The 23,145-nt window shown below is 39.4% G+C and carries 20 protein-coding genes; 5 read left to right on the top strand and 15 right to left on the bottom strand.

Translation table 11 applies throughout. The features are described 5' to 3' along the window. The first annotated feature begins 23 nt into the window (after positions 1-23). Entirely contained in the window at positions 24-2,249 is a 2,226-nt protein-coding gene (gene ppk1, locus FLEMA_RS73435) for a polyphosphate kinase 1 (protein ID WP_052354233.1), read from the top strand. Between the two features lie 39 nt (positions 2,250-2,288). Here the strand turns inward: ppk1 and FLEMA_RS73430 are convergent, their stop codons facing one another. Then, the gene (locus FLEMA_RS73430) at positions 2,289-3,680 is read right to left on the bottom strand and encodes a GH1 family beta-glucosidase (RefSeq protein ID WP_229359510.1); all 1,392 of its coding nucleotides are present in this window, start codon (positions 3,678-3,680) and stop codon (positions 2,289-2,291) included. Between the two features lie 278 nt (positions 3,681-3,958). On the opposite strand from FLEMA_RS73430, the gene FLEMA_RS0149810 reads away from it, so the two are divergent. Next, positions 3,959-4,885, top strand: a complete 927-nt coding sequence (locus tag FLEMA_RS0149810; protein WP_026997962.1) for a metallophosphoesterase family protein — start codon at positions 3,959-3,961, stop codon at positions 4,883-4,885. Between the two features lie 199 nt (positions 4,886-5,084). On the opposite strand, the gene FLEMA_RS73425 is transcribed toward FLEMA_RS0149810, so the two are convergent. The 11 genes from FLEMA_RS73425 to FLEMA_RS73375 all read right to left on the bottom strand — a co-directional run bounded on the left by FLEMA_RS73425 (position 5,085) and on the right by FLEMA_RS73375 (position 17,124). Beyond that, positions 5,085-5,453: a DMT family transporter gene (locus FLEMA_RS73425; RefSeq protein ID WP_044173329.1), complete on the bottom strand. Its 369-nt coding sequence runs from the start codon at positions 5,451-5,453 to the stop codon at positions 5,085-5,087. Positions 5,454-5,654: 201 nt separating this feature from the next. Continuing rightward, complete coding sequence (locus FLEMA_RS73420) at positions 5,655-6,524, bottom strand: sterol desaturase family protein (protein WP_044173327.1); 870 nt, start codon at positions 6,522-6,524, stop codon at positions 5,655-5,657. A gap of 93 nt (positions 6,525-6,617) precedes the next feature. Continuing rightward, positions 6,618-7,523 carry an N-acetylneuraminate synthase family protein gene (locus FLEMA_RS73415; protein WP_044173325.1) on the bottom strand — a complete coding sequence of 302 codons (906 nt, stop codon included), beginning with the start codon at positions 7,521-7,523 and terminating at the stop codon, positions 6,618-6,620. Between the two features lie 81 nt (positions 7,524-7,604). Next, positions 7,605-8,102 (bottom strand): KdsC family phosphatase, encoded by a 498-nt coding sequence (locus FLEMA_RS73410; protein ID WP_044173323.1) that lies wholly within the window; start codon positions 8,100-8,102, stop codon positions 7,605-7,607. A 193-nt stretch (positions 8,103-8,295) separates the two neighbouring features. After that, a complete protein-coding gene (locus FLEMA_RS73405; protein WP_044173321.1) occupies positions 8,296-9,135 on the bottom strand; it encodes an SDR family oxidoreductase in 840 nt (279 codons plus the stop codon). Between the two features lie 4 nt (positions 9,136-9,139). Continuing rightward, complete coding sequence (locus tag FLEMA_RS73400) at positions 9,140-10,483, bottom strand: aminotransferase class III-fold pyridoxal phosphate-dependent enzyme (protein WP_044173319.1); 1,344 nt, start codon at positions 10,481-10,483, stop codon at positions 9,140-9,142. Between the two features lie 43 nt (positions 10,484-10,526). Continuing rightward, entirely contained in the window at positions 10,527-11,465 is a 939-nt protein-coding gene (locus tag FLEMA_RS73395; protein WP_044173317.1) for a transketolase family protein, read from the bottom strand. A 221-nt stretch (positions 11,466-11,686) separates the two neighbouring features. After that, positions 11,687-12,544 (bottom strand): transketolase, encoded by an 858-nt coding sequence (locus tag FLEMA_RS73390; RefSeq protein ID WP_044173315.1) that lies wholly within the window; start codon positions 12,542-12,544, stop codon positions 11,687-11,689. 40 nt (positions 12,545-12,584) lie between these two features. Further along, positions 12,585-13,400, bottom strand: a complete 816-nt coding sequence (locus tag FLEMA_RS73385; RefSeq protein WP_044173312.1) for a cytidylyltransferase domain-containing protein — start codon at positions 13,398-13,400, stop codon at positions 12,585-12,587. 6 nt (positions 13,401-13,406) lie between these two features. Further along, positions 13,407-14,447, bottom strand: a complete 1,041-nt coding sequence (locus FLEMA_RS73380; RefSeq protein WP_044173310.1) for a UDP-N-acetyl glucosamine 2-epimerase — start codon at positions 14,445-14,447, stop codon at positions 13,407-13,409. A 127-nt stretch (positions 14,448-14,574) separates the two neighbouring features. Further along, the gene (locus FLEMA_RS73375; protein ID WP_052354232.1) at positions 14,575-17,124 is read right to left on the bottom strand and encodes a DUF5686 and carboxypeptidase-like regulatory domain-containing protein; all 2,550 of its coding nucleotides are present in this window, start codon (positions 17,122-17,124) and stop codon (positions 14,575-14,577) included. A gap of 215 nt (positions 17,125-17,339) precedes the next feature. Here FLEMA_RS73375 and FLEMA_RS0149495 point away from each other — a divergent pair, with 215 nt between their 5' ends. After that, on the top strand, positions 17,340-18,287 hold the full coding sequence (locus FLEMA_RS0149495; protein WP_026997080.1) for an ATP-grasp domain-containing protein: 948 nt from the start codon (positions 17,340-17,342) through the stop codon (positions 18,285-18,287). Positions 18,288-18,342: 55 nt separating this feature from the next. On the opposite strand, the gene FLEMA_RS73370 is transcribed toward FLEMA_RS0149495, so the two are convergent. Further along, positions 18,343-18,639: a hypothetical protein gene (locus tag FLEMA_RS73370; protein WP_044173308.1), complete on the bottom strand. Its 297-nt coding sequence runs from the start codon at positions 18,637-18,639 to the stop codon at positions 18,343-18,345. Between the two features lie 188 nt (positions 18,640-18,827). Here FLEMA_RS73370 and FLEMA_RS0149475 point away from each other — a divergent pair, with 188 nt between their 5' ends. Then, positions 18,828-19,994 (top strand): aminotransferase class V-fold PLP-dependent enzyme, encoded by a 1,167-nt coding sequence (locus tag FLEMA_RS0149475; protein WP_044173306.1) that lies wholly within the window; start codon positions 18,828-18,830, stop codon positions 19,992-19,994. Between the two features lie 86 nt (positions 19,995-20,080). Here the strand turns inward: FLEMA_RS0149475 and FLEMA_RS73365 are convergent, their stop codons facing one another. After that, positions 20,081-20,260, bottom strand: coding sequence for a hypothetical protein (locus tag FLEMA_RS73365; protein ID WP_044173304.1), 180 nt, complete (start codon positions 20,258-20,260; stop codon positions 20,081-20,083). Positions 20,261-20,505: 245 nt separating this feature from the next. Between FLEMA_RS73365 and FLEMA_RS0149455 the strand changes: the two genes are divergently transcribed. Continuing rightward, positions 20,506-22,530: a T9SS type A sorting domain-containing protein gene (locus tag FLEMA_RS0149455; RefSeq protein WP_144080147.1), complete on the top strand. Its 2,025-nt coding sequence runs from the start codon at positions 20,506-20,508 to the stop codon at positions 22,528-22,530. A 91-nt stretch (positions 22,531-22,621) separates the two neighbouring features. Here FLEMA_RS0149455 and FLEMA_RS73360 read toward each other — a convergent pair whose 3' ends face one another. Then, positions 22,622-23,128 carry a SixA phosphatase family protein gene (locus FLEMA_RS73360; RefSeq protein ID WP_044173300.1) on the bottom strand — a complete coding sequence of 169 codons (507 nt, stop codon included), beginning with the start codon at positions 23,126-23,128 and terminating at the stop codon, positions 22,622-22,624. Positions 23,129-23,145 lie beyond the last annotated feature (17 nt).

The raw sequence follows: 23,145 nt of genomic DNA, 5'->3' as shown, positions 1-23,145 counted from the left end.
TTTTTTCATTTTTGGGTAATTTTATGAATTCGAAACAAACACCAGAAGAAAAACGTCGTCTTGAAAAAGTCATAAATCGTTCTTATGACGTAATAGAAAAGTCAGACTATATTAGTAGAGATTTGAGCTGGCTAAAATTCGATGAAAGGGTATTAGACCAAGCACGCGACCCTCGCAGAAATATTTTTGATAGATTAAAGTTTTTAGCAATAACAGCCTCTAATCTTGACGAGTTTTTCTCGATTCGTGTGGGTTCGCTTTACAATTATATCGACTATGGCAAAGAGCGAAGCGACTATTCGGGTTTAAGAGAAATTCCTTTCAAAAAAACCCTTATGGCGGCTGCACAGGCTTTTGTTCAGGAAAAACAAAGGTTATATAGCGAAGACATTGTTCCTCTTTGTACCGAAAATGGCTTTCGTATCATTAAAATTGGCGATTTATATAACGAAGAATTGGAGAAGGTCACCGACTATTTTAGTCGTACTATTTACCCAATGCTTACGCCAATGGTATTTGATCAAACCCACACTTTTCCGAGTTTATTGGCTAAAACCCTGATTTTTGGGGTGGTAACACGTATTCCCAACAATGAGGTAGATTTTGTGAAAACTGATGGAAAAGGCGATAGCCGAAAAATCAGTTTTGTACAAATCCCTCAAAACCTAAAACGCTTTTTTGTTTTTGAACGTGACGAGGAAGTAGTGTTTTTCCCGATTGAGGAAATTATCCGTCATGAAATCTGGAAATTATACAAAAACGTTGAGATTGATTCTATTGCTCTTTTTAGAATTACCCGCAATGGAGATTTTGATGTAGTTGAACACGAAGATTCGGAAACAGATTTTATCGACGAAATCAAGAAGAAAATCAAAGACCGTCGACTTGGACGTGTAACACGTGTAGAAATAGAATGCGACTGCTCGGAATGGATGCTCGAAATGATGATGAAGCGATGGAAACTAGAAAAAGATGGTATTTTCTTTTCTAATAACCTGATTGACTTTACGGCTTTCTGGCAAATTATTAAACATCCTGAGTTTAAGTCAAAATTACAGGTACAACACGCTCCTGTACCTCCGCTTGGTCTTACGTCGATGAAGCAAGACGATATTTTTGAGACCATGAAGCAAGGTGATATTTTGTTGCATCATCCTTACAATAATTTTGAGCCTGTTTTACAGCTTTTAGAACAAGCTGCCGAAGACCCACATGTATTGGCAATCAAAATTACGTTGTATCGTATTTCCAAAAATTCGAGAATTGCCGATGCCCTTTTGCACGCTGCCGAAAATGGCAAGCACGTTTCGGTATTGTTTGAAGTGAAGGCTCGTTTTGACGAAGAAAATAATATCCGAGAAGCTCTTCGCCTCCAAAATGCTGGCTGTTTTGTAATTTATGGTATTCCAGGGCTAAAAACCCATACCAAACTATTGCAGGTAATCCGCAATGAAGGCAACAAAGTGGTAAGTTATGCACACTTATCGTCGGGCAACTATAATGAAGATACAGCCAAATTATATACAGATATTGGCTTGTTGACTACCGACGATGTAATAACACGTGATATTTCAGAGTTTTTCAATGTTATTACGGGGCATTCTCAGCCACATAGCTACAAACATTTGATTACAGCTCCACGAGAAATGCGTAATAAATTGGTAGATATGATTCGTCAAGAAGCCAAAAATGCAAAAGCAGGATTGGCAAGTGGTATTTGTATCAAAATCAACTCATTACAAGACAAAATCACCATCGACGAATTATACAAAGCTTCGCAGGCGGGTGTACCTATTCAATTGATTGTTCGTGGTATTTGCTGTATTCGTCCACAAAGAAAAGGCTTATCTGACAACATTACGGTGCGGTCGATTGTGGGTGAGTTTTTGGAGCATACTCGTATTTATTATTTCCATAACAATGGCGACCCCAAAATTTATGGTGGCTCGGCCGATGTTATGGTACGAAGTTTTGACAGAAGAATAGAATCTCTTTTTGAAATTGTGAGCAAGCATGTCAAGCAACAAGCTATTCATCTTTTGAAATGGAACTTGATGGACAATGTCAATACCTACGAAATGCAAGAAGATGGCTCATACCGTCGTTGTGTCAATCCTGAAGACTTTGATGTTGTACCATTTGATATTCATAAAGAGTTCTTTCACGTAACAATAGAGGATGTAATGACGGCCAAAATTTTTGATAAGGCCACTGCTCCTGCCCCTGTAGAATACGAAAGTATGTCTTAGTAAACATAGCTTCAGCACAACTAGGCTGAAGCTATGTTTTTATTTACCCCCTAACAATTGCTGAAACCATTTTCCTGAGCTTTTAACAATACGTTCTTGGGTTTTGAAATCTACATATACCAAGCCAAATTTAGGAATATAGCCTTCGCGCCATTCAAAATTATCGGTAAGCGTCCATGCCATATAACCTCCAATATTGATACCTTCTTTTTTTGCTTTTAGAATACTTTGTAAATACGATTCATAAAATGCCACTCGCTGAGTATCATGAATTTCGCCATGACGTAAAGTATCTTTAAAAGCTGCTCCATTTTCGGTGATCATAATTTTCTTGATTTGTGGATACCCCGCAAACTGTCGAATAATCTGATACATACCTTCTGGCGATACCTCCCAACCCAAATCGGTAGTGTCTTGAATGCCTCTTTTGTGAGGTTTTACCTCCATCGCTTTCAAATAGGGCATCCACCAAACACCCTTCATCACCAGCTTGAAATAGTTTTGAATACCTATAAAATCAAAGTCGAATTGGAGCTTTTCCATATCGCCTTCCATAACATATTTGTCTACCATTTTATTTAAAAACGGTAGTTGGGCTGTAGGGTATCCCAAGCCCAAAGCAGGTTCAATAAATAGCCTATTAAGCAAGGCATCAACCCTTTTGGCGGCTTTTATATCGGCAAATCGGTGCGTATGAGGCTCGATAAATGAGCATGAAAATGTAGTACCAATCACAGCGTCAGGAACATTTTTGCGAATAATACGCCCCCCTTCAGCCTGACACATGGCGGCATGGTGTACTGCTGGCAAAAAATTACTCATGCCCAATCGGCCAGGAGCATGATAGCCTGTCATATACCCCAAGCCTGTAAACCCTGCAGGTTCGTTGAGTACCATCCAGTTTTTTACTTTTAGGCCATATTCTTCCGTCAAAATTTCACAATATTCAGCAAACCAGTCTATTATATCACGATTGGTCCAGCCCCCCATATCTTCCAAGGCTTGGGGCAAGTCCCAGTGATATATAGTTGGCCAAGGCTCAAGGTTGTAAGCCAAGCAGGTGTCAATAAGTTTATGATAAAAATCTATGCCTGCACGGTTGATTTTGCCGATACCATACGGCAAAATACGAGCCCACGAAAAAGAAAAACGAAAAGCTTTGAAACCCAACGACTTTGTTAAGGCAATATCTTCTTCAAATCGATGATAAAAATCGGCTGTAATGTCGGCATTAGTTTTGTCGAGAATCTTGTTTTTTCGATGATTAAATCTATCCCAAATCGACTCTCCTTTGCCGTCTTTGTCCCAAGCACCTTCATTTTGAAAAGCCGACATGGCTACTCCCCAAACAAAGTTTTCGCCAAAGGCTTTTTTTTCTAATACCTCTATAGGCTTATGATGCTCAAATGCTTGATTACTAAACTTTTCCACAATACCCAACTAAATAAATGCTTTGAAATATTTCGCCCCTCGACTAAGGGGCGACAAAAGTAAAAAATCTTTATGAAATAGTAATGTTAAATTTTGGGAGCGAAGAGATTTAACCATTCAATGACTATTATTTGACAGCAAGTTTATATTGATTATTAAAAAGAAAAAACTTTTTACAAATACTTAATCATCTATCAATCATCAAATTATAGTAAAAAACCAATTTTGCATAACAAAATAAGCACGGTAAATATCCGCAAATCTGATACTTAACTAAAATGCAAAGAAGAGATTTACTTCGCCAATTAGCCCTTTCTGCTGGAGGCTTATCACTTTCGCAAATGGCACAAGGACACACCCTAACGGCTACACCGCCCAAAAGGGTTTTGAGGGTGGCTCATATTACCGATGTGCATGTGCAGCCACTAATTGGTGCGGCTAAAGGATTTGAAAACTGCTTACACCATATTCAGTCGCTAGAGGTAAAACCAGACCTTATCATTAATTCGGGCGACTGCGTAATGGATGCCCACAAGCGTAAACCGCATAATGCCGATAAGCAGTGGAAGTTATTTAACGACGTACTCAAAAGCGAAAACAGTTTGCCTATTATTAGTTGTGTTGGTAACCATGACATTTGTTGTGAAGGCGATAGCTCCAAAACCTTTGAAGATGGTAAAAAATGGGCTATGGACGAAATGTCGATTGGTCAACGCTATTATAGCCACGATACACCCGATTGGAATTTTATCATGCTCGATAGTGTACAGCGCAAAAAAGATGGCTCGTGGTATACCGCTCATTTGGATGAAGAACAATTTGACTGGCTCAAAGACCAGCTCAATAATACCCCAAGCTATAAGCCTACTATGATTATATCGCATATTCCGATTTTGGCAGCTTGTGTATTTTTTGATGGCAACAATATCAAGGACGAAAAATGGGAAGTACCTGGCAGTTGGATGCACACCGACTCTAAACGCCTTTCTGAACTTTTTCATCAACATAAAAATGTAAAATTGGCCGTTTCGGGACATATTCACCTTACCGACAGGGTTGATTACAATGGGGTTTCGTACTGCTGTAATGGGGCCGTTTCGGGAAAATGGTGGTTTGGTAAATACCAACATACAGAAGCAGGTTATGCCGTAATCGACTTGTACGAAGATGGTTCGTTTAGCAATAATTATGTGAGTTATAAATAGGATACTGTACTTATTAAGGTCTGTAACAAAAGATTCAACGCCTATCTATTCCTTAGTTTTACACAATCAATACTAAAAATTTTGGTAGCTAGTTATGAAATAAGTGGTTCTCTTTTCAAAGCGGTAGGATTTTATCTTACCGCTTTTTGTTTTGAGAAACCTCAGAAAATCGGCTGTTTTCCCTACAAAATATGGCTCATTATGATTTACTATAAACCTTCAACCCAATAATACCGATAGTAATTAATAACATAAAGAATACCTCCTGCCAAATCAGTTTTTCGCCCATAATATAAACGTCGGCTAGCTTAATAAACAATAGTGTTAGGGCTGTCCAAACTGCCATAGCCACAGCTGTAGAAACAAATTTGAGCGATAAGGAAAAGAAATAAATATTGCCTATTCCAAAAACAATATAGCCCAATAGTGGCGATATAACCGACCAACTTTCAGCAGAAAAAAGCGATGTCCAAGCCAAGTTTTTGATATGCTTGAAATCAAGGTATTTGAGTGAATATGTCCAAGCAGCCTCAAAAAGGGCGGCAATAGAAAGATATAACCAGTGCACCGATATGTTTTTGAATAAATGGTGGAAAGTATACAAAAGTTAAGATTTTATACAATATTGGGGGCTGAGAAACAAGGTATGCGGCTTCATTGATAAAAGTAAAATAAGCCAAACCACCTATCTGATACTGTACCCTATTCATGAATAGTATCAAAACAGAATTATTTGCAATCGGGGGCAAGGACTAGCTAAAATTTATGCTCATAGTCGATATTTTAAATGTTTTTTTAGCCACTTCCACAAATTAGGTCGGAGGTAATAGTAGTACCTAAACCAATGAAATTTAAGCAGTTTTTTTTCGTCGAAACGCTTGATAGAAAAGAAATGCTGCAAAAAATAATCGTGTGGATAGTCATAATATAAACCCCAATTTTCGGGCTTATTACCAGGCTTGAAAGTAGGGTCGTAAACCGTACCAAAAAGGTAATCCCAAACCGAAAATTTAGTAGCAAAATTGGCATGAAAAACCTCCTTATAGTTGGCATGGTGCCACAAATGCAGTTCGGGCGAATTGAAAATGTATTTCCATTTACCCATTTTTATATTGATATTACTATGAATAAATGTTCCAAACATGGCATCCAGAAGAGCTTTGATAGGCATTACTTCGGGCGATGCCCCCAGTACAACAATAGGCAAAAATTCGATAGTTTGGTTAATTAATATTTCGACAGCATGCGAACGAGACCCACTCAGGAAATCTATATTTTTGCCCGAATGATGAGCCTCGTGGGTACGCCAGAAAAATGGATTGGCATGCTGAAATCGGTGAAACCAGTAGATATAAAAATCATGTGTAATCAAGAAAAACAATACCTGAAAGCCAATAGGCCACTTGCCCACCAATTGCCACCGAGACCAGTCAAAATATCCATTAATAGGCGTAATAATATAATCGAAAATCAGGATTTTCAGGAAATAGCTTTGAATAAGGGTATACCATACCAAATCTATCCAAAAGCCTTCTCGAAAAAAGGGAAGCCCTTTTCTATAAGGATACAGGCGTTCTAACAAAATAATTAGCCCTATCCAAGCCACCAAAATGAAGGTTGTGATTTGAACGGTAGTCATGCTGTTTTTTGGTATTGACCCCCTAAGCAACATAAACCTATAAGGATATCCCCTTATAGGTTTTGCAAGAGAATTTGGTTTTAAGCAATCGTTTTATTGGTTATACTCAGCAGAAATATGTTTCCTCAACTTCTTCATTTGGCCTACTTCCGACTCGTAGACTTTCTTGATACCATCGCCACTGGCAATTTCTACATCACGAATATCTTTTACCAAACGAGCTAAGCCTTGTGGCTCGACAGAGGCAGCGTGGTCAGAACCCCACATAGCACGGTCGAGGGTAAAATGACGCTCAACAAAAGTAGCTCCCATAGCCACAGCAGCCACAGTAGTAGCCAAGCCTGTTTCATGGCCAGAATAGCCAATAGGGTGATTAGGAAACATATTTTTGAGGGTATGAATCATATTGAGGTTCAGTTCCTCGGGCTTGCACGGATACGCCGATGTAGCGTGTGCTATCATTAAAGGATATTCAGGGTTGAAATCTAGGATAAAACGTACAGTTGCTACAATTTCGTGCTGAGTCGACATTCCTGTAGAAATCATTAAAGGGCGACCTGTATGTAATATTCTTTCAATAAGCTCAAAGTCTGTCAATGATGCAGAAGCTAGTTTGTACAACGATGTGTCAAACTGCTCCATAAAATCTACCGATGCTACATCCCAAGCCGATGCAAACCAGTCGATACCTCTTTCTTTACAATATTGGTCAATTATCGAAAACTCCACCGCTCCAAACTCCGTTTTGCGTTTGTAGTCGATATACGACATACGCCCCCAAGGAGTATCACGCATGATTTCCCATTGGTCGCGAGGCACACATACTTCAGGAGTTCTTTTCTGGAACTTCACGGCATCTACCTTGGCATTTACGGCTTCGTCAATTAGCTTTTTGGCGGTTTCAATCGAGCCATTGTGGTTGATACCAATCTCGGCAATGATGTAACAAGGCTTTCCTTCGCCTATTACTCTTCCTGTGTTGAGATGAATTGCTTTCATTTTGTTTAAGAATAAGCTGCGAGCCAAATGCTTGCAAGCAAAAGGCAGTAAGCGTTTGTATAAGCGTTGTTAAGTAGTTATTTAGTTGATACACTTGTCGGCTTGTCTGTCCAGAATCAATTCGGCAAACTCACGAAAGCAACCCTCGCCACCTTTTAGCTGACATTGGTAATCGACTACCGCCTTGACGGCAGGCATTGCATCGGCTGGACAAGCCTTTAGTCCAACATGTTGCATGATTTCGAGGTCGTTTATGTCGTCGCCGATATAGGCAATATTTTCGGGCAAAAGGTTTTTATTAACCAAGATTTGATTCAACACTTGGAGTTTGTCTTTTATACCCAAATGCAGTTCGGTAATCTGTAATTTTTCAGCTCTTTTTTTGACAGAAGGCGATAGCTCTCCTGTAATAATACCCGTTGCGATATTGTTTTTTCGGAGGCGTTCTACCCCCATTCCATCACGAATATTGAATTTTTTCAATACTTCGCCCTGCTCGCCATAATACACGCCTGCATCGGTAAGTACACCGTCGCAATCGGTTATAAGTAGTTTGATTTTCTTAATTTTCTCTATCATTCTGACACATAATTGAATGAATTAGCTATTTAACCAATCTGTATATTACATACCGATAGCTATTTCCTAATTCTCAAAAATCATATTTTGTAGCTTATTGAAAATTTGTACTGCACTAAATCCCCACAATGCTTGATTGGCCTTAGGCTATGGCTCAGTGGTTTTTAAATAATAGTTCAATAACCCGTTTTGATTAAATTGCTGTCCAACCGCCATCTACAACCAAGTTGGCACCAGTCATATAAGCTGAAGCCTCAGAGGCCAAATACAACAGTGCTCCCTGATAATCTGTAGGCTGAGCCATACGCCCTAGAGGTGTTTTGGCGGTATAGTTTTGGATAAAAAAATCGCTTTGTCCATTAGCAACTCCTCCAGGCGAAAGGGTGTTTACTCTCACACCTTTATGCCCCCAATAGGAAGCCAAAAAACGAGTAAAATTGAGTATAGCCCCTTTGGTAGTAGGATATGAGGGAGATTTATAAAAACTCTGCTCACCATTTTCGTCACGGTAAATACTTTGGTCGGGGCCTACCATACCATAGGTAGAAGCTATATTAATTATGCTACCTCCATCATTTTCGGCCATAACTGTACCAAATACTTGCGAACACAAAAACACACCTAATACGTTTACTTCCAATGACTTTCGGAAAGATTCTATCGGGTAATATTCAAAAGCCGACAACTCTTTAGCCATCAATGGATTTTCAAACATATCGTTGATGGCGGCATTATTAACCAGAATATCAATCGTGCCATATTCGGCCAAAATCATCGCCTTGGCTTTTTCAAGAGAATTGGCGCTGGTAACATCTAGTTTTATTCCTAAATGGCTATTGCCTAATGTTTTTGCCAAGCTTTTTGCTTGTATTTCTAGTAAATCAGCCACGACAACATTAGCTCCTGCCAGTGCCAAAGCTTCGCAGTGTTTTTGCCCAATCAGACCCGTTGCACCTGTAACGATGGCCGTTTTGCCTACCAACGAAAACATTTGAGGAATCGCAATGGCTGCATTTGGCTTGGTATTTTCCATGGTTTTAGGCTTTTTGTAAGGCTGGTTTAATATTGTAATTACTGGTTTTTCTGAATACAGCTTCCAATACTTCCCCTTTCAATAATGCTTGTACATTTTTCGACAAAATAGCCTCTTTTATCAAAGGCATTACGTCGTGGTAAGCTTGTAATGTGTATTGAATATCGTCGTCGGTATGGCTAAAACACATATTATGAAAGCCCGCCCACAAAACCCCACGCTTAATCATTTCTTGTTGCATCAGTGTTTTTAGTTCGAGGCTATTGCCTGCATCTGGCAAAAATGTAACCATAGAACGGCAAGGATACCCTATACATTTTGTAAACATATCTAGGCCAAACTCACGGGCTATTTGGTTATATCCATCTTGTAAGATTTGTCCTTTTTCGGCCAAATAAGCAGGTACATTTTTATCTCGAAGTTCTTTGATAGTGGCTATACACGCCGCCAGCGAAAGGGTTTCGCCACCAAAGGTAGTATAACTAAACACCTCTTTATTAAATAGTTCCATTACATCGGCACGGCCTGTCAGTAAGGCAATAGGCATACCATTGGCACAGGCTTTTGAATATACAGCCAAATCGGGCTTTACATCGAAATAGGCCTGAGCACCGCCTAAGGCAATCCTAAAACCTGTCCACATTTCATCAAAAATTAGCAATGTACCATTTTCACGACATACCTCTGCGAGTTCTTGCAAAAAAGTAGGATGTGGTGCTTCAAAAATAAAAGGTTCTAAAATAATCGCTGCAACGTCTTCGTCGAGGGCAGCCTTGATACTTTCAATATCGTTGTATTCAAAAGTGTAGGTCATGTGTTGAGTACTTTCAGGAATACCCGCATTACGGCTTGTAATGCCTATGTACCAGTCGTGCCAGCCATGATACCCACAACAAAAAATCTTTTCACGCCCCGTAAATGCCCGAGCTACACGCACAGCCGCCGAACAGACATCAGCACCCGTTTTAGCGATTTTTACAGCCTCGGCATTGGGGATTACCTCTTGAATAAGCTCAGAGAGCTCTACTTCTAAGGGGTGCATGAGCGAAAAAGAAATGCCATTTTCGAGCTGAGCCTTGATGGCCTCGTCGACCACAGGGTAGCAATACCCTAACGATACAGGCCCAATGGCCGCATTGTAGTCGATATACTCGTTGCCATCGGCATCCCACACGTGCGAGCCTCGTCCTTTTTGTAGGTATTTGGGAGCAACTCCTTTGGTAAACTGCCCTGGCCCTTTGGCAAGGGTTTGGGTGACTGGTTTTTGAATGGCTTTTGCACGTTCAAACCACTGATTGGATATGGTAATATCTGGAAAATGTTGGTTCAATTCAATTCCGTTGGGCATATTCTATATTCGGATTGGTGATTTCAGCGTAATAAATGTTGTTTTATTCAGCAAAAGCTGAGACTGCTATTTGGGGTTGGGTAGCCTTGGTGGTATAGCCCAATATTTTTTCGGCCATGAGCTTCCCCGTAAAGCCCTCATATTCAAGTAATGCCTGAAGGCGGGCTGGTTTAAACCATTTTTCAAACAGGGCAATAGGCAATACATTGGCTGTTTTTTGGTGTTTTAGCAACGTTTCGGCCACAATAGAATACAAGCCCCCTGTAACAAAATGGTCTTCGATAGTAACTACTAAACTCGACGATTGAGCTACTTGCAAAATGATATTTTCATCAATAGGTTTCAATGACCTCATATTGACTAAACCTACAGATTTGCCTTCTTCTCGTAAAATTTGGGCTGTAATAAGGGCTTGTTCCAACATAAAGCCATATACTAAAATCGTTACGTCGTTTCCTTCGGCTATTACCTCGGCTTGGCCAATAGTAAAGTTTGTTTGGTGCTGAAAAATAGTAGGACGATTACAAATACGGATATAGGCGGGTTGCGTAGAAAGCAACATTTGAGGTAACATTATAGCCAACTCTTGTTCGTCGGCAGGAGCAAATACTTGCATATTAGGAATACCACGCATCAGGGCAATATCTTCGATGGCTTGGTGGGTAGGCCCATTACCATCCGACAAAAAGCCTGGGATAAAAGCACTTAGTTTGACGGGCAAATTAGCAATACCAACATCGGTACGAACAAACTCAAAAGCACGCATCGATAAAAACGCCGCCAAAGCATGTACTACAGGAATACGACCACGCAAAGCCAAGCCTGCCGCCGCTCCTATCATACATTGTTCGGTAATACCTGTATCTATAAATCTTTTACCCAAAACCCAAGGCAAATTTCGTATTAAAGCTCTATTTTCGGCCGTCATAACAACGAAACGCTCGTTGTCCAAAGCCATTTCTTTTAGCAGTTCTTCGTACATGGGTACACCTCTGTTTATAACGTTTTATTGACTGGGCAAATATGCCCAAGGCTCTGATTACTGAGCCATGATATTCATTACTCTTTACTACTTGTCGATAAGTTAACTAATAGGAAGAGGATATTATTGATTTAGGGAAAGGCTTCCTCTGCCAATAGGCTCAGGTATCCGACCCTTCATCAGATTATCTATAACACTGAAAAACAACCACTTACAATATACTACCTAACAACCAACGATTCGGATGCAATATTGGCCTGAGATACTCCATGAAGTTCTTGAAGCAATTGCTCAATTTCAGAGGTTGAGAAATTACAAAACCAACGGTCAGAACGAGCTTCGATACTCGGTAAACCTTTGCCTCGAACGGTATCGGCAATTACTACGCTTGGTTTATTTTTTTTATAAGGCAATTCAGAAAAAGCTTCTTCCAAATCTAAAAAATGATGCCCATCGATACGGCAAACTTCCCAGCCAAAAGCTTCAAATTTATCGGTGAGAGGTTCTAATGGTATCAAATCTTCGGTAGCCATATTAGCCTGAAATTGGTTGCGGTCAACCACAAAAACGAGGTTGTCGAGCTGATGAGCATGAGCTACCATTACTGCTTCCCAAACCGACCCTTCGTTGAGTTCGCCATCGCCCAAGATACACACAATACGATTGTTTGTACCTGCTATTTTACAATCCATAGCTACGCCTACCGCTACAGCAGGAAGATGCCCCAACGAACCCGAATGAAATTCGATACCCGGAATATTGGTATTGGGATGCCAATAAATATGGTCGTTGGTAGATAGATGATTTTGCAGTCTCTCTGCTTCTAAAACACCCATTTCGACCAACGTACCATACAAAGCAGGCACATCGTGCCCTTTTGACAGAAATAAATAGTCCCGCTCGGGGTCTGTTAAATTAGTACTATTAAGGTTCAGAAATTCGGAATATAAGTAAACAATCAAGTCGGTGGCAGACAACGATGCTCCTACAAAACACCCTCCATCGGTGGCCAGTTTAATTACGTGTTCTCTTACACGGAGGGCTGTTTGCTCTAACTTTTGTAATTTTAATTCGTTCATGAGTTGTATATTAAGCGACTATTTTAGCATACCAAAGCAGTTAAATTACCTTGGTCATAAACGGCTCAATTGTTTTGAGTTCTGCTAAGTGATTTCGGTACCAATTTACACCTGCCCACTGGGCATTAATAGCCATAATATCGGGCTTATTGGTCAGCAATGTTAAAATATCTTCCAAAGAGAAGTTAGGCTTGACAGGATAAAGCTCCTCAAAAACCCGCTTAATAAATTGGTAGTCTTCATGGTAGTCTATGGTAAATCTGTGTGACATCGAATAATCTAAACCTGTTTCCCATACTACATTCCCTATTTTAAATTTATCGGGGTTTTCCCAAAAGTAGGGTGTTGTATGTTCTAGCTCTAAGGGTTTTGAGGCTTCTTCCCACGCTTGGGTAAGTGCCTCAAATGCCATTACTTCTACATCGTTTCCGTCGGGATATGTGGCTGGATGAAGGTTGCTAACAAAGTCATATTGGTTGGCGTTTTCTACATAGTAATCCAACACCTTATCTACAATCCGAGGGTCTATTAGTGGACAGTCCGACGGGATTTTTACTACAGCATCGGCATTGGTCAAATGCCCTACATTCCAGTGCCTATCCAAAAGGTCGTTTAGGCTTCCTCTATAACAGTCTATTTGATATTTTTTACAAAAACTTTCTATCAAATCATCATCGCTCGTATCGGAAGTAGCTATAACTATATTCACTATACGCTTTACTTGCTTTAGTCGCTCAATCATTCTCAAAAGCAAAGGTTCGCCCAAAATCGGGAGCATCACTTTGCCGGGCAAACGGCTCGAACTCATCCGAGCTTGTACTACCAATGTGATAGCTAAATCGTTGGTTTTACGCATATTTTTTTAGGCAAAACTTAAAACCTTTGGGTCGACAGCTCTGTACTGATACTGCTGTACAAACTGTTCTTTCTTTCCACTGAACTCCACAAAATCACGACAAACTTGAGCAATATTTTGTGCAGAAGTACCTTCGTTCTGAATTGGAGCAAGTTTTTGGAGCTCATCTACCTCAAAATAGGAATGTACTTTTTTACCAAGGGCAATACCCACATACACTAGCGTAGAATACTGCGTAATTAGTTCGTCGCAGTTGGCTACTAGGTGGTTGGCATTGCCATTGGTCAATATCTGTGTGCCTTCTGGTGTGTTTTCTTTGATTTCGGCGATAGCTCTTTCAAATACTTCGTTGGGGTGTAATTTGAATATCAAAGGGCGACCATTGGCAATATTGACACACTTTTTAATAAAGGCCACTCTGTCGTCGGGACGAAAGCACTCTCGAATATCGGAGGTTGTTACTAAAACGTAGTTGCGAAGAGCTAAATCGTTTTGTAAAAACTGCTGGCAGTTATCAAAATTAGGAATCCCTGTTGGCAAAATACGTTGCGTATCTGTACCCATTTTGGCAAAATAGTTTTTATAACCTTCAGAAGCGGCACAATATATATCGCAAATATTGGACGAGCCATTGAGCGACGTACCAATAGCCAAATAAGGTGGCAAATGCAACTTTTTAACTATTTTGCTCGCCAAGGTACATTCGTCTATCATCCCTTCTTGTACCCAAAGCGTTTTGGTTTGTAGCATTCTATCAGGAATAATGAGGTCAGAACAATACACTACCAAATCATAGTGGTTTTTTTGAGCCTTATAATCCATCAACAAACCGTGTTCTTTACAATAAGCCTCAGAGTTTTTCCTGAACTGCCCAGCCAGTACTGTTCTGTCTGCCCAAGTGGTATTTTCTATTACCCAATTAATAAATGGCGAATCAGCAAATATCTGACTAAACCAACACTCGTATTCGGGCAAATACTGAGCTATTTGGTGCATCTGCGATGTCTGGTTGATTGACCCTGTAATGAACAATAGTTTTTTTCGCATACAAGTATTTGACTAATTTGTTTCGTAAAAGTAGGTATTTAGTATTATCTAAATATTATGAGGAGGTTACGAATTTTAGACTTAACAATTTGATAATAAATACATTGTACTACATAGGGCTTTATCCTTAAAAATCAAATTTCATTCTAAATCTAAAAGCTACTTGATGAGCAATATTAGGGTTGTTTCGATAGCTAAGTCGCTGCAACATATCTATTCGTAATACTTTAAAGATATTTTCAACGCCTACGCTCATTTCGACATAAGGTCGGTTGTCGAGCGAAAAGGTAGTGGTTTCGCCTTGGGTATTTTGGGGAAATACCAATAAGTTATTTTCTTTGTTTGGTATATTGGCTTGCGATACCCTGCCCCAAAGTCCTTTGAAAGTTAGTACTTCTCGTACCTTGAGTTTGTTCAATAACGGAATCTTATTGAAGAAAAAACCATTAAAATGATGGTCGACAAAAACAGCTCCGTATTGGTCGCTCACAAATTCTAAAAAGTTCATGAGGTTGTAGGCTTCGGGCTGATAGGCATAAGTCTGGTTGGCTCTATGAATCATCATAAGTGGAAAAGGTATTTTCCCTAGCATTTTGGCGGCCTCTAGGGTAATATCTGAATAACCTAGTGGAGGCATATATACCCTTTTGTAAACCATGCCTATCCAACGACTATAATTATAATCGCTACCAAAAATTCCTTTTCGTGCTAAAGTATACCTTAACTGAAAAATAGGATATTGATTCACAATAGGGATACGGTAGGTTTTGCCTTGATAAAATTGTTCGTGGGGGGCATAACGCAAACCAAGCGTCCATTCGGCAGAGGTAATATTGGGCATTTGTACCGAACTTACCGTCTGAAACTGTAACGACCCCGTTGGTACTTGTTGAATATGTTTAAAATTAAGATTCCATGCCAATCCCGTACGAGATTCACGCAAAAAATCGATATTAAAGACTTTGTTGTAAGTCATTTTATCGTTACTTCCTCGCTTGAACGACAACAAAAAGTTATCTTCTTGAACAAATTGTAATTCTTGACCGGGTATCTTAATATCGTTTTGGTAAGAAACCCTCAAATGCCGAATCGGATAGGTATATACATTGTGGTCGGTTAGAGACAAAGTAGCTGAGCCAAAGTATTTCCAACGCTGGTCGCGCATGCCATAGGCCGAATATACTTCAAAAGCCAGTTTTTCGCTAAATATGGGGGTTGTTCTACCGCCCAATCGTAAGCGAAGCCCCTCTATAGGGTTAAAGCTATAAAATGTATTGACTGGCCCTATTTCAAATCCTCCAAGAGGCTTATATCCTTCCAAAAGAAAAGTGGCCGTATTCATAAATTTCTGAAAAACAGGCACTTTTCTAACACTATCGACCATTGAGTAAATCCCTTCCTCTTTGAGGGATAAAGGTTGATGACGATTTTTTGTCCAAAATTCTTCGTCTCTATTGATGGCTTCTTTTAGTGTTTCGGTTCGCAAACCCTCAAATCTTTGGGCAGCAATTGGCTGATTGAGCTGATAGTCTTGGTACGAAACGCTTCTTTGTCCAAAAAGCCCCATACCATTTTCTTTTTTCAATGGATTAAACTCTATCGAAAGTTCATCTTTAGACAGCATCAAGCCTTGGTTTTGTACAAAATCAAATTCTTGAACAACCTTGAGGTCTGTTACAAAATTGACGTTAATATCTTTTGAAAAGCCCATTTCTACTTTCCGAACAGCATAGCTAGAATCCATAGCCACTAGCATCACTCCTTGAAATAGCTGGTCGTTGTTATTGCGAGGAGCAAAACCCAGCGTTATACATTTTGTACCCTTTAGCTGGGTGGTATCAACAACCACATAGCGATAAAACTGTGGGGCAACAGGCGATGTTGGCCCCAAAAACTGATTGGCAAGCAACAAGATATTATTGTCATAAAAATTAACATCCTGATAAAGAGCCTCTAAATACATTTTTATCCCGTTGTTATCGACATATCCCCCCAACCCCGTCATCTTTTCAGCAAGGATTATTTCTTTTTTAGCCTCAGGCGTTTTGCGATACACAATATCAGAAATGGTTTCTTTTAGATACAACGGCAAATTAACCTTTCCTGTAACTTTGGAGGTGTCGAGGTGGTTAAAAACAAAATCAAATTTGCGAAGCGAACGCTTATTTCTAAATTTTTCGGAAATATTACTTAAATCAAATTCTAGTTTCTCATAACGATTAAACTGATAAAAATCCAAAAACTCTGGTCGATTCATGCTTTTATGCTCGATCACCTTTTTGATAAGGGCTACTGCTGGGTTATCTTTGTTGCGGTAGCGTTCACGCCGACCTTTTACGGTTACTTCCTGAAGGCCAGTTACTAGGGTTTGTAATTTAACATTGACCACCACAATATCCTTTGCCTGTTCGATACTACGTACAACAGACTGATAACCTACCATCGACACGTTTAAGGTAATCTGGTTTGCCTGAATTTCCAGATAAAAATTGCCATTCATATCTGTTTGTGTACCCTTATTGGTGCCTTGAACAACAATATTAGCAAAAGGAATAGTTTCGTTTGTTTTGGCATCTACTACCTTTCCTTTTACTTTGGTGAAAGCCTGTCCACACAAATTTTCAGAATAAATCAACAAAAAGATTAGCCCCAATATCAGGCTTTTTAGCTGCTTCAAGTTACTATGTTGTTATGCCATTTTGAATTTGCAAAGATGTGCATTTATTTATCATCTGTGGGTTATACCAACATTAAATTAGCATTAAACAAATATTACATAAACACCTATATATCAATACTATAAAAATAATAAACTATAACAAAATCGTAATATTGAGATAATTTACCCTTCCGATTTCTTCCGTATTTTGGCAGAAATTTAACCCAAAAAACATGACACCCAAGCGGCTTATTTATTTGTATTCAGACTCAACATTCACCCCGTGGAAGGAAAATATATTTGCTCGTACGGTAGTACAATTTCTGCAATCCACGCCCGAAGGGTATTATCCTTATATTACGCATTTTGTGGGCTTTACGCCTGAATTTGCACAGTTTCTTCGCCAATTCGACATTGTTTTTAATGTTTGTTATGGCTTTGGCGACGAAGGGCAACACGATGTTGTACGCTGGCTCGACAACAATGGCATTAGGCACACTGCCAGTAATTTTACTTCGCAGATTGTAGCCAAAGACAAAGTGCAACTACCTCATTTTTGTCAGATGGTAGGGGTCAACACCCCCGATATTGTTCCTTTGAGCCAATTGAACGACTATCCGAGTCATCGCTTTATTGCCAAACCTCGTTATGGCAGTTTGCACCAAAATATGTTGGTTTTTGAAAAAGACCAGATTCCCTACCAAGACCTTCTAGAAAAAGATGAAATGATTATTCAGCCTTATTTGGCGGGTCGTGAGTTTACGGTTGGGGTTATTCCTAATGCCGATGCGAGCGATTATATTTGTTTAAATCCACTCGAAATTCGCCCCGACGATGCCAGAGAAGTGTATATTGCTGGACAAAATTATGGCAAAACCGAAAAAGTAATACACCACGATTTGGACGAAACTACTTGTTTCCAAATGCAAGAAATGGTACTCAAAGTTCACCGAGCATTGGGGCTGAAAGGGATGTCGCGCACCGATATTCGTATTAGTCATGGCAAAATTTATGTTCTCGACATCAACACCATGCCTAATTTAGATACCAATAGCTTCTTACCATTTATTGCCAATAGCGAAGGAATTGGATTAAAGGAGATTTTTAGAAGGATATTATTGCGTTTTGAAAAAGTGTATCATAATGCTACTGTACTTGATAATCAACTGGTAAACTCTTAAAAGGAAAAGCCCTCGAAAGGTGTATTTTCGAGGGCTTCGACCTATCTTCAACAGGTTAGTTTATCCATTGATTATAGCAAGTATGCAACATTTTAGCTGTTTTTTGGGCAAGCACGCCATAATGATACGCTTTCTCTGCCGATGTATGTTTCTCTAGTTTCCTAATAACAAATTTTAAGGGTGTTTCTGCCGAAACAAATACCAACGAAATAGCCCACTCCTCCCTTATTGGCTCGACAAGGTAACCTACCACCGAATTGCCCAACCATCTTTCATCTTGAATAATTTCTAGGTCTTTATTTTCCCCCTTCAACTCTTGTAAATAGTTGTAATTAAAAAATGGTAGTTCCATACTTTTTAAAATATTTTAACTATTCAAGAAATAATTTAACTTTTCAAATATAACGGAAAAACGATATAATTATGATATGTGTATCTTTTTTTTTGAAAAAACTACTCGTATTAAGCCTTTGGTGGTATTTCTCACCTATATAATTATGCTTATCTTTGAAATAGTATTTACTTCTAAAATCAAACTAAATGTCTATTTCGTGTCAAAAACATCTTTTTAGCCTTGAATCTGGCATACATTATATCAACTGTGCTACCATGTCGCCCAATTTGAAGGCTGTAGAAGAAGCTGGTTTTAAGGGGATTTCACAAAAATCACAACCCCATTTAATTACCCAAGAGACTTTCTTTGATACTACCCAGCCAGTTAAAGAAGCTTATGCCAAGATTATCAACTGCCCCGACCCCGAGCGTATTGCCTTGATTCCTTCTACGTCTTATGGAATGGCTATTGTGGCTAAAAATTTAGCTAAAAAGCCTCATTTGCAAGCAGGTCAAGAAATTTTGATGGTACAAGAAGAATTTCCGTCGGATGTATACGCATGGGAAGAAATATGTCAGGAAAAAGGATTGATTATTAAAACAGTAGCAGCACCCAACACCCTTCAGCATCGAGGCAAAATTTGGAACGAGTCGTTTCTCAATGCGATTTCTGCCAATACCTGCATGGTTGTTATTTCGCCAACGCACTGGGCCGACGGCACACGATTTGATATTAAGGCAATCGGAGAAGCCTGCCGCTCGGTTGGAGCATTATTGGTTTTGGATGGCACACAGTCGATTGGGGCAATGCCTTTCGATGTCCAGCAAATACAGCCCGACGCTATTATCAATGTAGGCTACAAATGGCTTTTGGGGCCTTATTCGGCAGGAGTAGCGTATTTTGGGCCATTTTTCGATGAAGGAACACCTATAGAACGCAACTGGATTAACCGAGTGGGTTCTGAAGATTTTAAGAATTTGATTAATTATCAAACAGCCTATCGCCCTAAAGCCGACCGCTTTAATATAGGAGAAAGAAGCAATTTTATCTTGAATCCTATGCTAACCACAGCATTGGGGCAGATTACAGCATGGGGAGTAGCTAATATAGAGGCCTATTGCCATCAATTATTGGAAAAACCGTTGCAAATTTTACAAGAAAATGGTTATTGGGTAGACGACTTACCTCATCGTAGCAAACATTTGGTGGGTTTACGTTTTCCCAAACACACCGACCCTGTCAAAATTCAACAGGCATTAAAAGAACGAAATGTACTAGTATCGTTTAGAGGTGAAGCAATCCGTCTTGCTCCACATGTTTACAACGACCAAAACGATATAGATATGCTATTAGAAGGACTTCTGGCTTTTTAGCCGTTTTAATTGGGCTTGTCTGAACAAGTTTTTGAAATCATTTTTCTGCTTAGCAAGCCAATAAATTCACTTGCTAAGCAGAAACCTTAGTGTTGGGCTGTGTCGGCAGGAGCTACTTGAGCAGAATCGCCGCCCCATGCTCTTACCATCTGTTTCTTTTTGTTCCATGGAGCAGTGGTATTGCGAGCCATATCAATCGCTAAAATCACGACAATGGTTGTAAAAATCACAAATACCCAACGCAATATTCTCTGGTTCTTATTCATAAAGCTCTTTTGTTATTAAAAATCCATTATAAGTCTATTTTCTATATGATACCCTCTGAAATCTTGGGTAAAAATACACCCGTATTATAGATATTCCCAAATTTGAAGCTAGGTTCTCGCCTTATGATACCTTCACTCAATCAGCAACTCTCAAATTTATAGAGCCATCCAATATTTCTTGTATATAAGCTCAATTGAATATCGTTTTGTTTAGTATTTTAGCTAATTTTGCAACAAAAAAATCTATGCAAAAACTCTTACTTACTACCCTACTATTTTTTACGATTTCCTCCTCTTTTTGCCAGCGCTTTTATTCTGTTGTATTCAAAGAACTTCCTGCCGATATGCAGCTGTACCCTAGAAACGCTCAAAATCAAGCTATTATTCCTATCAATGGGCGTATAGAGGTAGCCAATTGGCTTTACCTTTCGGTAGTTGTTTTACGAAATAAACAGCCTTATGCTTATCAGCGTGCCTCTATTAGTTATAATGCCAAAGGCGATACAGGTACGTTTGCACTCAACCCTGTCATCAAAGCCGAATTGGCCGAATACGACATACAAGTATATGCTAGCCAAGCAGGAAAAGACTCGGTTTTGATTGTAAATCGAGAAAATATTGTGGCTGGCGATGCCTACATTATTTTTGGCCAGTCCAATGCCCGAGGTTGGGAAGAAATAGACCCTTACCAAAACGAATATTGCCGAACATTTGGCTTTGGGTATTTGGGCAATGACTTTACTTGGGGTTTGTCCAACTCAGACCATACAGGTTATTATTACGACCGCCAAATTGTGGGAGCATGGGGAATAGGCTTTCAAAAATATATCATGGAAACCTACGGTATTCCAACCTGTATTATTAGTCAGGCTACACCTGGACAGCCTATTAGTGCTTTGGCAGCCCGCAATCCCAATAATCATGCCGACCCCGAAACACAATACGGACGTTTGCTAACCTATGTGACACAAGCCAAGCTTTCAAAAGCTATAAAAGCCCTTTTTTACTGGCAAGGCGAAACCGAAGCAGCTCATATTCCTAGCGAATGGAAACCCACTTTTGATGTACTATATCGTGAACTGGAAGAAGACTATCCGTCGATTCAGCGTTATTATGTGTTTCAGCTACCTCTTTTTGGGGGTAATTTCTATAATGAAGAAGTAGGCGTAATGCGTGACTACCAACGTCGACTTAGCTCTATTTACCCTAAAATAACAAGCTTTGGAGCACTTGGAGCTTCGGGTTGGGACGGTTTTCACTATAAAACAACAGGTTATAGACAACTCGGTACTGAGCTGGCCAAAATTGTATCGCATGATTTTTATGGAGAAACGAAAAAATATCTTTCTCCCAATATTCAAAAAGCCTATTTTTCTACTCCAGCCAGAGATGAGATTGTTCTTTCTTTTGAAGAAGGGCAACAAATGGTATACCCCAAAGATACTACTATTTACAACTTTATTGTTGGAGGAAAAGGTACTTTGAGTGTAAAAGACTTTTTCTACCTCAACGGCCGCTGGCAAAGAGTAGCAGAAGGACGAGCAGAAGAAAATAAAATTGTCTTGAAACTAAAACAACCTGCTTCGCTACAAGATACTTTGGTAAAATACCTCCCTTCTGTATTTCCGTATTCGGGGGGCTACGACCACCTCGACGACCTTCCGTGGGTATATTTGGGGCCATTTTTAAAAAATACCGATGGCTTTAGGGCAATGGCATTTCATAATGTCAAATTAGCTCAGGCACTTCAAATGCCTGTGATAAGTGTTAATAATATTACCTACGAACAAATTCAAATCAATTGGCAAACTGTACCACAAGCTAACAAATACCTTATCGAAAGAAAAAAACAGGGTGAAAACAGCTTTGTAAAAGTGGCAGAAACAAGTAATATAACTTATACAGATACCAGATTGTTAAGCAATCAGGCTTATGTATATCGCCTAAAAGCTTTTAGTAGTACTAGCGAGTCGTCGGCACAAATAGAAGCTAAAACTCAAGCAGTATTAGCAACAGAAGAAGAATTACGGGTTGCGGTGAATATCTATCCAAATCCTGCCCAAAATGAAGTAAATATTGAATTACCTAAAGTCTTTACAGGTAACTTATCTATTACTGATATTACAGGCTTGAGTTGTTTTGCCAGAAAAATCAACAAAGAAAGTCTTATTAGGCTTGATATTTCGGCCTTACCTACGGGCACTTATTTGGTAGTTATCAATAACGAAAACGAGAGTTATACCCAAAAATTATCGGTAATAGGCCGTTAAGCAATCGGAGACTTTACCAATAATCAGTTTTAATAAAAGGAGCTATTTTTCTTTAAGAAAATAGCTCCTTTTATTAAAACGCTTATCGAAATTAATCGAATTTTATGCCCAAAATAGAGTCTGGCGAATCATAAAAAGTCATAGTAGCAGTTCGTTTTGAAACCTCTGCCCAAGTAAGATTTTCAAACGTCATTCCGACAACCCCACAAGTAGGCATAGTACCAATATCTTCGTGGGTTAGGTATTCGGCAAAATAACTAATACTGGGATTATGCCCAACCAACATGACAGTACTAACTGTTTCGGGCAATGTATTCACGGCATCTAAATAATATTTTGGCGAACTTTCATAAAGCGATGCTTCTACTTTGACAATACTTTCTGGAAGCCCTAATTGCTCACAAAAAACACGTGTAGTCATTTGGGTACGTTCGGCATTGGAAGTAATAATGAGGTCGATACCCTGCAACTTGGCCGATAGGTGCTTACCCATACGAGCGGAGTCTATCATACCACTCGAAGTAAGTGGTCGAACAATATCGGGACTAACAGCTTCGGAGGCTTTAGCATGACGGACGAGAAATAATGTTTTTTTCATATAAAGCGGTACTTTTT

Origin of the sequence: Flectobacillus major DSM 103, from assembly GCF_000427405.1 — a bacterium.
Classification (GTDB): domain Bacteria; phylum Bacteroidota; class Bacteroidia; order Cytophagales; family Spirosomataceae; genus Flectobacillus; species Flectobacillus major.
Note: the sequence above shows the minus strand (reverse complement) of the source record. Positions and strands in the feature narration are given on the sequence as shown.

Coding starts and splice junctions, on each gene's coding strand:
- ppk1 (WP_052354233.1), top strand. CDS start 24: ATGAATTCGAAACAAACACCAGAAGAAAAACGTCGTCTTGAAAAAGTC.
- FLEMA_RS0149810 (WP_026997962.1), top strand. CDS start 3,959: ATGCAAAGAAGAGATTTACTTCGCCAATTAGCCCTTTCTGCTGGAGGC.
- FLEMA_RS73420 (WP_044173327.1), bottom strand. CDS start 6,524: ATGACTACCGTTCAAATCACAACCTTCATTTTGGTGGCTTGGATAGGG.
- FLEMA_RS73415 (WP_044173325.1), bottom strand. CDS start 7,523: ATGAAAGCAATTCATCTCAACACAGGAAGAGTAATAGGCGAAGGAAAG.
- FLEMA_RS73410 (WP_044173323.1), bottom strand. CDS start 8,102: ATGATAGAGAAAATTAAGAAAATCAAACTACTTATAACCGATTGCGAC.
- FLEMA_RS73405 (WP_044173321.1), bottom strand. CDS start 9,135: ATGGAAAATACCAAGCCAAATGCAGCCATTGCGATTCCTCAAATGTTT.
- FLEMA_RS73400 (WP_044173319.1), bottom strand. CDS start 10,483: ATGCCCAACGGAATTGAATTGAACCAACATTTTCCAGATATTACCATA.
- FLEMA_RS73395 (WP_044173317.1), bottom strand. CDS start 11,465: ATGTACGAAGAACTGCTAAAAGAAATGGCTTTGGACAACGAGCGTTTC.
- FLEMA_RS73390 (WP_044173315.1), bottom strand. CDS start 12,544: ATGAACGAATTAAAATTACAAAAGTTAGAGCAAACAGCCCTCCGTGTA.
- FLEMA_RS73385 (WP_044173312.1), bottom strand. CDS start 13,400: ATGCGTAAAACCAACGATTTAGCTATCACATTGGTAGTACAAGCTCGG.
- FLEMA_RS73380 (WP_044173310.1), bottom strand. CDS start 14,447: ATGCGAAAAAAACTATTGTTCATTACAGGGTCAATCAACCAGACATCG.
- FLEMA_RS0149495 (WP_026997080.1), top strand. CDS start 17,340: ATGACACCCAAGCGGCTTATTTATTTGTATTCAGACTCAACATTCACC.
- FLEMA_RS73370 (WP_044173308.1), bottom strand. CDS start 18,639: ATGGAACTACCATTTTTTAATTACAACTATTTACAAGAGTTGAAGGGG.
- FLEMA_RS0149475 (WP_044173306.1), top strand. CDS start 18,828: ATGTCTATTTCGTGTCAAAAACATCTTTTTAGCCTTGAATCTGGCATA.
- FLEMA_RS73365 (WP_044173304.1), bottom strand. CDS start 20,260: ATGAATAAGAACCAGAGAATATTGCGTTGGGTATTTGTGATTTTTACA.
- FLEMA_RS0149455 (WP_144080147.1), top strand. CDS start 20,506: ATGCAAAAACTCTTACTTACTACCCTACTATTTTTTACGATTTCCTCC.
- FLEMA_RS73360 (WP_044173300.1), bottom strand. CDS start 23,128: ATGAAAAAAACATTATTTCTCGTCCGTCATGCTAAAGCCTCCGAAGCT.